The following is a 12,109-nucleotide window of genomic DNA, read 5'->3' as shown; positions in this document are numbered from 1 at the left end:
CCTCCGCGCCGCTCGGTGCGTGTGCGCGGTGCTCAGCGCTCGGCGGCGCTGTCACGGCCGGCGCCCGGCCGGCTCACTCGGCCCGCTGCTGGAGCTGCTCGGCAAGGGTCTGCCAGGCGGCGGCGCAGCTGCGTGCGAGGTCGGCGACCTCGGGTGCCCAGTGCCCGGGCAGACCGCGGCCGAGGGTCTCCATGCCCTCCGGCTCCACCGTGTAGTGGTGGAGCCAGCGCAGGGTGCGCCGGCCGGCCTCGTTGAGCCGCAGCGAGGGGTCCTCGCTCAGCTTGGCGAGCAGCTTCTGCCGGTCGACGGTGACGTCCCGGCGCTCGCTGCGGGCGCTCACCGCCCGCTGCGTCTGGCGGGGCACCACGGGCCCGCCCGGCGCCGGGCTCTGGCCCGCGGCCGTGCGGTAGCGGCCCGGTACGGGGTCCTCGCCCCGGTCGATGCGCTGGCGCACGTCCCGGACGGTGGCCGGGGAGAGGCCGGTCGCCCGGGCCACCTCGCGCAGCCCCGCGTCGGGCCGCTCGTGGATCATCGCGGCGGCCTGCTGGCGGCGGTATCCGCTGTCCAGCGGGCGCAGCCGGCCGTCGCGGCCCAGGCGCGCGTTCGACTGCGGAGCGTCCGCCGAGGAGCGGGAACGGATGCGGGAGATGGTCTTGTCGGAGAGGCCGACGGCCGCGGCCACGGCCCGGTCCGACCACTGCGGGTGGGTCATGATGATGCGCGCGGCGGCCACCGAGCGGTCGGAGCGCGAGAGCGGCAGACCGTGGGTGACGTTGGCCTTGACCGCGAGGACGTATGCGGCGCCCTCGTCGCAGTCGACCATCCGGGCCTGGATGGTCGTACGGCCGTTGAGGAGCGCGGCGCGCACCCGGTGGGTACCGTCGATGACACGCATCGACGGGCGGTGGACGGTGATCGGCGGCAGCGAGTCGCCGGCCTCGGCGAGCACGCGCACATGGTCCTCGTCCGCGCCGCCGAGGCGGGGCGAGTCCTCGAACACCAGGGAGTCGATGCGTACTTCACCGGCGGGATGCGACTCGATCCAGACCATGGAGGTCACGACCTCGTCGAGGTCCGCCGCGTGGATCTTCAGTAACTGATCGTCAATCGATTGCTCGGCCAGACTCACTTTGCGCCCCCTCGCAATGAATCGGAACCGGAATCCACTTCCGGTGTGCGAAATGAAAGGCGACGGGGGAGGCCTTGTCAACCACCCCGGAGCCGGTTCGCGGAGCCCGGATTCCCGTGCGGGACAAGGGCGTTCACGCGCGCGCGAGACGCCCGCGAGGCAGCCCGAGGGGCCCCCGGAGCCGTGCGTACCGCACTGCTGTACGAGGGCAAACGCCGGGCCGACAGAGCGGAAGTTCAGGTTCCGTCAAGCGCGGACAACCTTCTGTACCGTCGAAGGTGAACAGTCGGGGGAATCGGCCCACCGAGTGGCGCCGGACGTCAGGGACCGTCAGAAGAGGGGCCGGAATCGCACATTCCGGCCCGTTGATCGGCTTCGCACTCGTGATGCGCCCGAGGCGGTCGCCCACCACCGGGGTAACCGCCGGTCGCACTTCCCGGGCCGAGCGTCGGGGCAACTCCAGCCCGGTGGCGTGAAGTTGGCCGGTTTATTGGCCGAGAACAGACCCGGAACCCGTCACACCGGCGTGACGGGCCCCCGGGCCTGCGCTGCCTCAGTCGGAGCAGATGCCCTCGACCGCGACCTTCTCGTACAGATGGGGCGATACGGTGCACCCCTTCGGGTAGCCCTCACCGCCCGGGTGGAACTCGGGGTTGCTGTGCGCCGCCGCCAGATGGGCGGCGGACTGCCAGACCGCGACGTTCACCAGGATCCGGCTGCCGGCGATGCCCCGGTGCATCTGCGTGGAGACGAAACCGGGCTGCCGCGTGAAGTATGCGGCGTCCCGGCGCCAGAGCGCCAGGAACTCCTCGGCCTTGCCCTCCGGGACGGTGAACGTGTTGACGAGCACGACCGGGCCGGTCCGCTCCTGGAGCTGCTGTGTATAAGGAGTGGTCTCGTCGGCCTCCACGAATTCGATCACGGGATCTCCTGTCGGTCTGCGGGGTGGACGGGACGCCGGGTCAGCGCGGCGAGCCGAACCAGCGGACGAGCGCGTCGAGCAGTTCGCCGCCGTCCGGCGACGCCCAGGCGACGTGCCCGTCGGGGCGCAGCAGGACGGCGTCCGGTGTCGTCCCCTCGGCCGTGTCCGCCGGGACCCAGCCGTCCGGGACGATGTCGACCCGGTCCGACCAGCCCGCGTCGGTGACGATGTCGATCCGGTCGGACCAGCCGGCGGCGAGCCTGGCCGGTTCGGCGCTGCCGTCCGCGACGACCAGCACACCGCGCGCCGGGTGCAGCAGCTCCGACACCCGGGTGGTGGAGCCGTCTCCCAGCTTGACCTCGCGGTCGGGCATCCGCAGCCCGAGCAGCGGGTGGCCGGTGGCACCGCCCATGTCGTAGCGGATACCCAGACCGCTGACGTGCCCGGCGAGGCGCCGCGCCGCGTCCGGCGACTGCACCAGCTCCCGCATCACCTGGCGCATCGGCTCCATCTCGTCGCCGGTGAGATAGAGGGAGGCCTGGGCGAGGGTGTTGCGCAGCAGCTTCTCGCCCACCGGGTGCCGCTCGGCGTGGTACGTGTCGAGCAGACCCTCGGGCGCCCAGCCGTTGACGGTGGCGGCCAGCTTCCAGCCGAGGTTCACCGCGTCCTGGACCCCCACGCTCAGCCCCTGGGCGCCGGCCGGGATGTGGATGTGGGTGGAGTCGCCGCACAGCAGGATCCGGCCGCGCCGGTACTCGGCGGCTTGGCGCGTGGCGTTGGTGAACGCGCTCACCCACTTCGTCTCGGCGCCGTGCAGCGACTGCCCGGTGAGCTCCTGCCAGGAGTCCGCGATCTCGGTGAACGTCAGCTTGCTGTTGTCGCGGGGAGTGAGCTTCGCCGGGTGGATGATGATCCGAGTCACCCCCTCCTCCAGGCGGATCGCCATCACCATGCCGCCGTCGACCCGTTCGCCGATGACGCGCGGCTTGATGTCGGGGCGGTCCACGACGTCGGCCACGTACATTCCGCGGGTGGCCTCCCGGCCGGGGAACGCGATGCCGGCCAGCTTGCGGATCCTGGAGCGTCCGCCGTCGCAGCCCACCAGGTACCGGGCGGTGTGCTCGGCACGGCCGTCCGGCCCGTCGACGACCACCGTGACGTCATCCGCGCCTTCCCGGTAGTCGACCACCTCGTGGCCGCGGCGCACATCCACGCCGAGGTCGGTGACCCACGCCTCCAGGATCTCCTCGATGCGGTACTGCGGCACACCGCGGATGCCGAAGTGGTTGTCCTCCAGGGCGGTGAAGTCGATGCGCACCCCGCCGAAGTGGCCCTCGTTGCCGATCTCGATGTCACCGAAGCGGGCCAGCAGTCCGCGCTGGTGGAACACCTCGGCGGCACGCCGGGTGAAGCCGACCCCGCGCGACTCACCGCTGGGGGTGGCTCTCTGCTCGTAGACGACGACGTCGACGCCGTTCAGCCGGAGTTCGCCGGCCAGCATCAGCCCGACGGGTCCGGCACCGGCAATGATCACGCCAGTTCCCATTCTTCGCCCTCCTGGGTGAGATATGCGAGATCGAATTCAGCACTTCGGGAATCAACTCGCGACGCCTCTCGATACCGCTCAACCGGCCTATCGAGATCGAAAACGGAGCACTGAATGTGATCATGCTCAACGGCTCACGGAAAAGACCTTTCGGGCCGCCGAAGAAGTCTGCAACCCGTCGATCAGGGGCGTCAAGGGGAATGGGTCCTGCTGTTTTTCATGATCTTTTCCCGGAACCCATCCATCACTTGGGCAAGGCTTATGGAAATGCCTCCCACCTCTTCCACGGTGATCATTTTCCGTCGCGCGGAAATGATCGATAAAACAGAATAGGAATGAGGCATTCAAGAGACCGAAGTCCCTTGTTCCGGATGGCTTCGGGGCCACGGCGGGACAACAAGATCCAATTCACCGCTCGACATCGACTTTCCGCGGTTGCCCTCTTGACTGGGTGAATTGGATGTTGGAAGGGTGATCCACGCAGAACACCAGACTTAATAAGGAGAGCGATGTCCTCCGCAGTCACGCAGAAGCTCACGGTTTTTCTGGCGTTCCCGCAGGATGCCGAGGAGGCGGTGACGTTCTACACGTCCCTCTTCGACGACTCAGAGGTGATCAACACCATTCGCGCCCGGGCCGGTGAGCCGGGCTGGGTGGAGGGGACCCTTCAGCACGCGGTCTTCACCCTGGCCGGCCAGCAGTTCATGTGCATCAACATCCCACCGGACGGCGCCCGGGGCTCCGACCACGCCCCTTGGGACACTTACTCGTTCTCCCCGGCCATGGCGGTGTACGTGCAGTGCGACTCGGACGAGGAGTTCGACCGGGTCTTCCAGGGCCTCTCCGAGAAGGGTGAGGTGATCATGCCGGTCGGCACCTACGGGTTCAGCGCGAAGTTCGCCTGGGTCAACGACCGCTTCGGCGTCTCCTGGCGGATCAACCTCTCCGAGAGCAAGGTCAAGTAACCGCACTCCCCCGCTTCACCGTCGGCCATGGGGCACCGCCGCCTCATGGCCGACGCTTACTGCGACAGCACCTTTGTTTCCCTCTCCCTACTTACCAGTCGGTCACTTATCCCCGTACCTACCGGTCAGTTACTTATTTCGCCGCATCCGCCCGCCCGAGGGACAACCGGGCGGCGCCCCGCTGCCCCTTCCCTTCGAGCGCACTCCCCCACCTGCCCGGATTATCCGTGCCGCTTGTATCGCCTTCGCGAAATTGCAGGACATCCGTCGCACGTCCGTCCCCCCTTGACCACGGGAGAAAAGACATGATCTTGGTTACCGGCGCGACCGGGAACGTCGGCAGAAACATCGTCGACGAGCTGCTGAAATCGGGGGAGCAGGTGCGGGCCATCGCACGCGACCCCGCCAAGTGCGCCCTGCCGAGCGAGGTGGAGGTCCTGGCGGCCGACCTGAGCCGGCCCGAAACCCTGGCCCCGGCGCTGCGCGGGGTCGACCGCCTCTACCTCTGGCCGGTGTTCGGCGAGCTCCGGGGAGCGGTCGACGCCATCGCGCGAGCCGGGGTGCAACATGTGGTCATGCTGTCTTCCGAGGCGGTCACCTATGCTGCCGAAGAGCCGCACATCGCGTGCGAGAAGGCAGTCGTCGAGTCGGGAATGTCGTGGACGTTCCTGCGGCCGAGCGCGTTCATGTCCAACGATCTCCTCTGGATACCCCAGATCGCCGAAGACGGAGTGGTCCACGGTGTGTACGGAAGTTCCGCGATGGCGCCGATCCATGAGCGCGACATCGCGGCGGTCGCGGTGAAGTCCCTGCTCGCGGCGGAATCCGGCAGGATCCACGCGATCACCGGGCCCCAGTCGCTGAGCCAGGAGGAGCGGGTGCGCATGCTCGGTGCCGCGCTCGGCATCCCCGTCCGCTTCCAGGAGGTGCCGCGCGACCGCGTCCGCGCCCAGATGGTCCACTACCTCTCCGGGTTCGTGGCCGACCAACTCCTCGACCGGCGCGAGCGGTTGCAGGGGGCGGACGCCGAAGTGCTGCCCACCGTCGACGTCGTCACCGGACGGCCCGCCTACACGTACGCCGAGTGGATCACCCACCACGAGGCGGAGTTCCGCTCCGCACTCCAGCTCTGACACTTTGTGAGGTGCACTGTGCATTCCGCCGTCAACGAGACCCTGAGCTCGCTGGACCGTACGCGCCGGCCCATCATCGGCATCACGGCCGTCGTGACCCAGATCAAGTTCGCGATCTTCGAGATGGACGCGACGTTCGTACCGCAGACGTTCGTCCAGAAGGTCGCCGACGCCGGCTGCATACCGGTGCTGCTGGCTCCGCAGCCCGGCGTGGAGCAGACCATCGACGGGCTCGACGGTCTGCTGCTGCTCGCGGGTCCCGACGCGGACCCGGCGCTGTACGGACAGGACAAGCACGAGAAGACCGGTTGGAACGACACCACCCGCGACCGGGCCGAACTCGCTCTGATCGAGGCCGCGTTGGAGGACAAGCTGCCCACGCTCGGCATCTGCCGCGGTGAGCAGCTGATCAACATCCTGCGCGGCGGCACGCTCCAGCAGCATCTGCCGGACGTCGTCGGCCACGACAACCACTCCCCCGGCGGCAAGGAGTACGGCCAGCAGAAGGTGCGGCTCGAACCGGGCAGCCTCATTGCCGACTTCCTCAAGAAGGACGTCGTGCCCTGCCACCACCACCAGGTCATCGACCAGGTCGGCGAGGGTCTGACGGTGACCGCCTGGTCCGAGGACAACACGGTCGAGGCCATCGAGGTCGACGGCCACCCGTTCGCGGTCGGAGTGCAGTGGCACGCCGAGGAGTCCGACGACGACAGCCCGTTCACGGCGCTGGCGGACGCGGCCCGCCGGCGGATGGCGGTCCGGCGCGGCTAGTACGCGGCCGGGGCGCGGCCGGTCCGTACCGGCTCGGGGTCCGCTCAAGGAACAGCAGAGGCGCAGCACGGCCCGATGGCCGCGCTGCGCCTCTTGGTGTTGCATGGAGTGGGTGGCCCGGACGGGTGTTCCGGGAGGTGCACACCCACGAAAACGGGGCGCGCTCCCGGTTTCGTGCTCCTCCCGCTCCCTTGCCGCCACCGCGTCCAGGGCGCTCAGGGCTACTCCGCGAGGATCTTCACGTCCATCTCGTCCAGCTGCTCCGGGTCGGCCAGCATGTCGATCGCGGCGATCCGCCCGTCCACGACGATGAAGTCGAACACCACCTTCACACTGCCGTTCGGCGCCCAGACCATGCCCGGGGCCCCGTCCACCAGCGCCAGTTGGGCGACCTGCGCCCGGCCCGAGAACGTCTTGGCGACCGCCTGGGAGCCCAGGGCGCCGCTCGCGCCCATCGCCAGCGCGGCGCCGTCGACGCGGACGACGACCTCCGGGTCGAGCAGGGCGAGCAGTTCGTCGAACCGGCCGCCGCGCGAGGCGGCGAGGAAGGCGTCCACGATCTGCCGCTGGCGCCCGCGGTCCGCGGTGGGCGCGGCCTCGGCGCCCTGCACCCGGCGGCGCGCCCGGCTGGCCAGCTGCCGGGTGGCGATGGTGGAGCGCCCCACGACCGGGGCGATGTCGTCGAAGGGGACGGCGAACATGTCGTGCAGCACAAAGGCGAGCCGCTCGGCCGGGGAGAGCGTGTCGAGCACCACCAGCAGCGCCGGGCCGACCGAGTCGACCAGCACCGCCTCCTGCTCGGGGTCGGCGCCCTCGTGCACGCCGTGGTGGACGGGCGGCGGCCGCTCGCCCAGCAGGTCCTCGCGCCGCGACTCCCTTGAGCGCAGCATGTCCAGACAGACGCGGGCGACGACCGTCGTCAGCCAGCCGCCCAGGTTCTCCACCGCGCTCACGTCGGAGCGGCTGAGCCGGAACCAGGACTCCTGCACGGCGTCCTCGGCCTCGCTCAGCTGGCCCAGCATCCGGTAGGCGACCGCCCGTAGATGAGGGCGGTACGTCTCGAAACGCTCCGCCAGCCGTTCGGTCTCGTCCATGGGTCACATTCCTCCACCGGGCCCGTCACACAACGCGAAACCCAGCCTATGGGACAAGTCACATCACGTTCAGATCTTGGATGTTCAGTATCCAGTTCGGTTATTTCCTATGAAATTGTCTTCCGGGCGGATCTGCCGGGTGAGGGGACCGCCGCCTCGGCCGATCAGCCGAGCTTGGCGGCCAGGAACTCCTCCCAGGTCACCCGGGCCGTGTCGTACCCGTCGGGGCCCTTGGGCAGCAGCCCGCCGGCGCGGATCTTCCCCATGCCGGGCATCCGCACCGGGATCACCGGGGCGCCCCGGTGCAGGGCCTTGAGGTAGGCGCGGATCATCGCGACCGCGTCGGTGGCCTGCGGCCCCACCAGGTCGGGCACCCGCCCGGCCGGCTTGTCCAGGGCCAGTTCGGCGAGCCGGTCGGCCACCTCCTCGGGGTCGATCGGCTGCACCCGGAAGCCCGAGGGCACCGGGACCAGCGGCAGCTTCCTCGCCTTCTGGGCCCCGTTGAGGATGAAGTCGTAGAACTGGGTGACGCGCAGCAGCGTCCACGGCACCGGGGACCCGGTGACCACCCGCTCGGACGCCAGCTTCGCCTTGAAGTAGCCGAAGGGGACGTCCTCGACGCCGACGATGGAGATGTGGACGAGGTGCCCGACGCCCGCCGCCCCGGCCGCGCGGACCAGGTTGCGGGCCGCTTCGTCGTCGCCCTTCTTGTCGCTGGCGCAGTGCACGACCGTCCGCACGCCCTCGACCGCCGGGCCGATGCCCTGGTCCTTGGCCAGGTCGCCGGTCACATACGTGACGCCGTGCTCGGCCGGACGGCTCTTCCTGCTGAGCACCCGGACGTCGGCGCCGGCGTCCCGCAGCCGGGAGACGACCAGTCGTCCCAGCGTGCCCGTGCCGCCGGTCACCAGGATGGGCGACGTCATGGCTCCTCCTTCGTCGAAGTGTCGCCACCTTGACGAGCCGGCCCCAGAAAGTGTGACGTCCCGGTTCCGGACCGGCCCCGGACACGCGCACGGGCGCGTCGCTCCCCCAAGGAAGCGACGCGCCCGCGATCGAGGACCGCACCTACGAGCCGGTGCGCCCGTCGTACGTACGGGGTCAGCCCAGGCGCGCCGATTCGGTGCGCGCGCTGACCGGCAGGTCCGCCTCGTCGCGCTCGGGACGGCCCGGGCGCCAGAACTTCGGGCCGAGCTCCAGCGCGAGCGCCGGGATCAGCAGGCTGCGGACGATGAACGTGTCCAGCAGGATGCCGACCGCCACCAGCAGGCCCTGCTGGAGCGAGGCCACGGTCGGGATCGCCGCAAGGACGCTGAAGGTGGCGGCGAGGACGAGGCCCGCCGAGGTGATCACACCACCGGTGACGGTGAGGCTGGTGAGGATGCCGTCGCGGTGGCCGCGCTTGCCGACCTCCTCGCGGGCCCGGGTCATCAGGAAGATGGTGTAGTCGACACCGAGCGCGACCAGGAACAGGAAGCCGAACAGCAGCAGCCCCCGGTCGATCCGCGGATACCCGACGGCGTGGAAGAGCAGCGCGGCGGCGCCCACGGCGGCGGTGTACGACAGCACCACCGACAGCAGCAGCACCAGCGGCGCCACCAGGGCCCGCAGCAGGATGATCAGCATGATCAGGACCACCGCGAGGATGAGCGGGATCAGTACCTTCTCCTCCTTGCCCTGGGCGTCGGAGGTGTCGAGCGCGATCGCGGTCTGCCCGCCGACCACCGCGTCCTGGGCCTCACCGGAGGCGCGGTCGAGCGCGTCGCGCATCCGGTCGACCGTCTGCCGGGCGGCCTGGGTGTCCGGCGCGTTCTTCAGGACGGACTCGATGTGCGTCCAGCCGTTCTTGGACTCCACCGAGGTGGCGCTGGTGACACCGGGCACGCCCTGGACGGTGGAGAGCGCGGTGGCCGCGCCCGCGTCCTTGACGTAGACGTCGGCGGGAGCGGAGGAGCCGGCCGGGAAGTGCTGGGACAGCAGCTCCTGGCCCGCCACCGAGTCGACCTTCTTGGTGAACTGCTCGGCCTGGGTCTGTCCGGTGGACAGCGACATCGCGCCGAACGCCAGCGCGCCGAGGACGACGACCGTACCGATCCAGATCGGGCGCGGCCTGCGGCCGACGAAGCCGGAGATCCTGGCCCAGAAGCCGTGCTCCTTCTCGACGGCCGCGTCCACGTACTGCGCCGAGTAGCGCGGGGTGAACGGCCAGAACACCCAGCGGCCCAGGATCACCAGGAACGCGGGCAGCAGCGTGGTCATGGCGAAGTAGACGATGACGACACCGAGGGCGACGACCGGGCCGAGGCCCCGGGTGGAGTTCATGGAGCCGAACACCAGGCAGATGGTGGCGATGCCCACGGTCGCCGCGGAGGCCGTGATCGCGGGCAGGCAGCGGCGCAGCGCGTACTCCATCGCCTCGTGCTTGTCCTCGTGGCGATGGAGCTCCTCGCGATAGCGCGCGATCAGCAGCAGCGCGTAGTCCGTACCGACGCCCAGGACGAGGACGATGAGTACATAGGCGCTCTGCCCGTTGACCGTGAGCCCGGCGTGTTTGGCGAGGAGGTAGACGACCGCGCTGGCGACCTGGCTGGCCAGGAAGACCGAGATCAGCGGGATCAGCCAGAGGATGGGGCTGCGGTAGGTGAACAGCAGGAAGATCGCGACGAGTCCGATCGTGGCGCCCATCAGCGCGCCGTCCATGCCGGAGTAGACATCGATGAAGTCGGCGATGCTGCCGGCCGGGCCCGCGATCTTGACGTCGAGGCCGTCCGGCGCGTTCTTCTGGGCGGCCTTGCGGACGTCCTTCACCCCGTCACCCAGGACCTTGTTGTCGCTCTTGTCCGACTTGATGGGCACGCTGAGGAACGCGGCCTTCTTGTCGCCGGCGACCGTGACCGGCGGGATCGCCGCCGCCGCGAGCTTGTCCGTGACGAACTGGCCGCGGTCGCTGTTGATCTTCGCCAGGTCGGCGTCGGTGAGGCCGTCCTCGCGCGCGTAGACGACGACCGCGCCGAGGCGGCCCTTGTCCGCGAAGTAGTCCTCGGCGATCTTCACCGCTTTGGTCGCCTGCGCGTTCTTCGGCAACCAGGTCTGTGCCTCGTTGTTCTGGACGTCACCGAGCTTGGCCGCGAGGGATCCGCCCACGCCGATGAGCAGCACCCACAGCACGAGGACCGCCCACTTGGAGCGGCGGCCGACGACGGCCCTCGCGTACCTGTGGGCGAACGAAGTCGTTGCGGGGGGCGGCGGCTCCTCGACGGACTGCCTGGGTGATGGAGGATGCGTCGTCATGACTGCTCGCTAAGGGTCGGGAGCCCCGCGCGGCCGTGCGGCGCTCAGGGCTCGGTCGAACTCCGGTTGATTCGAGGGGCCTCCCCTGTACGACCCGATCGCCTCGACTCGATCGGGGTACCTCTTCCTGTCACATGAGCTGGGTTTTGTTCGTCACTGCTATGACGGAACGTGGCCAGAGGGTGTGACCGTGACGCGTTCGTCACTCACTGACGGAGCGCGACGGAGGAATGTGACCGATGGACGACGGCGAATGGCTGGCGCGGCGTTTCGAGGAGAACCGCCCGCATCTGCGGGCCGTGGCGTACCGGATGCTGGGGACGCTGAACGAGGCCGACGAAGCCGTCGAGGAAGCGTGGTTACAGATCGTCGACAGCGGTGACGACGCCACGGACGAGGGTGTCCGGGGGCTGCCCGCCTGGTTGATGACGGTGGTCGCGAACGTCTCCCTGGACCGGCTGCGCACCCGCGGAACGGTTCTGCCGGATGCTCCCCTGCTGCCCCGGGTGCCCGCCGCGCGCCGCGCGCCGGACGACCTGGCGGCGCCGGTGCCGGACGCGGTGGCTGCGGACCTGGCCCGGATGGGGCCGGCACACGAGGAGTTGCTGGCGGACTCGGTGGGCCTGGCCCTGCTGGTGGTGCTGGAGACGCTGGACCCGGCCGAGCGGATGGCGTTCGTGCTGCACGACCTCTTCGGTCTGCCGTACGAGGAGATCGCGCCCATCGTCGGCGTCGGCGGCCCGCGGGCGGCGTGTGAGCTCGCGGGCCGGGCCCGGGTGCGGGTGCAGAGCGTGGACCCGCTGCCCGACGACCGGCCCGACCGGCTGCGCCGGATAGTGGACTCGTTCCTGACCGCCTCGCGCGGCGGCGACTTCGACACCCTGATCGCGATGCTCGACCCGGACGTGGTGCTGCACGCCGACCCGGAGGCGGTGGCGGCGGGCTCGCCGACGGAGGTGCGGGGCGCGAGCTCGGTGGCGCGGACGTTCTCGGGGCGGGCCCGGCACGCCCGACTGGCCCTGGTGGACGGGTCGGTGGGCGCGGTGTGGGCGCCGCGCGGCCGGCCGAGGGTGGTCTTCGGCTTCACGATCGTGGACGAGCGGATCACCGGCATCGACATGCGGGCCGCCCCCGACCGCCTCAGCCGGACGGATCTGACCATCCTGGGCGAGTGAGGAGCGCCGACCGCGCCTGCGGCGGCGGCATATGAGGTGACGTCCGGGACAACCGCGGCGCGCCACCGGGCACCGGGCCCGGT

10 protein-coding genes are annotated in these 12,109 nt (G+C 70.0%); 4 read left to right on the top strand and 6 right to left on the bottom strand.

Features of this window, described 5'->3' with window-relative positions; genetic code table 11:
- Window positions 1-73: 73 nt before the first annotated feature.
- From ABD236_RS00405 to ABD236_RS00395, 3 genes are all read right to left on the bottom strand, one after another.
- Complete coding sequence (locus ABD236_RS00405) at window positions 74-1,129, bottom strand: ParB/RepB/Spo0J family partition protein (protein ID WP_344068234.1); 1,056 nt, start codon at window positions 1,127-1,129, stop codon at window positions 74-76.
- 553 nt (window positions 1,130-1,682) lie between these two features.
- Window positions 1,683-2,051 carry an antibiotic biosynthesis monooxygenase family protein gene (locus tag ABD236_RS00400; RefSeq protein ID WP_344068231.1) on the bottom strand — a complete coding sequence of 123 codons (369 nt, stop codon included), beginning with the start codon at window positions 2,049-2,051 and terminating at the stop codon, window positions 1,683-1,685.
- A gap of 40 nt (window positions 2,052-2,091) precedes the next feature.
- A complete protein-coding gene (locus ABD236_RS00395) occupies window positions 2,092-3,597 on the bottom strand; it encodes an FAD-dependent monooxygenase (protein ID WP_344068228.1) in 1,506 nt (501 codons plus the stop codon).
- 509 nt (window positions 3,598-4,106) lie between these two features.
- Here ABD236_RS00395 and ABD236_RS00390 point away from each other — a divergent pair.
- The 3 genes from ABD236_RS00390 to ABD236_RS00380 all read left to right on the top strand — a co-directional run bounded on the left by ABD236_RS00390 (window position 4,107) and on the right by ABD236_RS00380 (window position 6,466).
- Window positions 4,107-4,562, top strand: a complete 456-nt coding sequence (locus ABD236_RS00390; RefSeq protein WP_344068225.1) for a VOC family protein — start codon at window positions 4,107-4,109, stop codon at window positions 4,560-4,562.
- Between the two features lie 305 nt (window positions 4,563-4,867).
- Window positions 4,868-5,695 (top strand): NAD(P)H-binding protein, encoded by an 828-nt coding sequence (locus ABD236_RS00385; protein ID WP_344068223.1) that lies wholly within the window; start codon window positions 4,868-4,870, stop codon window positions 5,693-5,695.
- Window positions 5,696-5,713: 18 nt separating this feature from the next.
- Complete coding sequence (locus ABD236_RS00380) at window positions 5,714-6,466, top strand: gamma-glutamyl-gamma-aminobutyrate hydrolase family protein (protein WP_344068220.1); 753 nt, start codon at window positions 5,714-5,716, stop codon at window positions 6,464-6,466.
- Between the two features lie 221 nt (window positions 6,467-6,687).
- On the opposite strand, the gene ABD236_RS00375 is transcribed toward ABD236_RS00380, so the two are convergent.
- The 3 genes from ABD236_RS00375 to ABD236_RS00365 form a co-directional block, all read right to left on the bottom strand.
- Window positions 6,688-7,560 (bottom strand): sigma-70 family RNA polymerase sigma factor, encoded by an 873-nt coding sequence (locus ABD236_RS00375; protein ID WP_344068217.1) that lies wholly within the window; start codon window positions 7,558-7,560, stop codon window positions 6,688-6,690.
- A 164-nt stretch (window positions 7,561-7,724) separates the two neighbouring features.
- A complete protein-coding gene (locus tag ABD236_RS00370; RefSeq protein ID WP_344068214.1) occupies window positions 7,725-8,486 on the bottom strand; it encodes an SDR family oxidoreductase in 762 nt (253 codons plus the stop codon).
- 175 nt (window positions 8,487-8,661) lie between these two features.
- Window positions 8,662-10,851, bottom strand: a complete 2,190-nt coding sequence (locus ABD236_RS00365) for an MMPL family transporter (RefSeq protein WP_344068211.1) — start codon at window positions 10,849-10,851, stop codon at window positions 8,662-8,664.
- Between the two features lie 239 nt (window positions 10,852-11,090).
- On the opposite strand from ABD236_RS00365, the gene ABD236_RS00360 reads away from it, so the two are divergent.
- On the top strand, window positions 11,091-12,026 hold the full coding sequence (locus ABD236_RS00360; protein ID WP_344068208.1) for a sigma-70 family RNA polymerase sigma factor: 936 nt from the start codon (window positions 11,091-11,093) through the stop codon (window positions 12,024-12,026).
- Window positions 12,027-12,109 lie beyond the last annotated feature (83 nt).

It is taken from the genome of Streptomyces crystallinus, assembly GCF_039521265.1.
GTDB classification, from domain to species: domain Bacteria; phylum Actinomycetota; class Actinomycetes; order Streptomycetales; family Streptomycetaceae; genus Streptomyces; species Streptomyces crystallinus.
The sequence above is the reverse complement of the archived record's forward strand: the minus strand, read 5'-3'. Positions and strand labels throughout refer to the sequence as shown.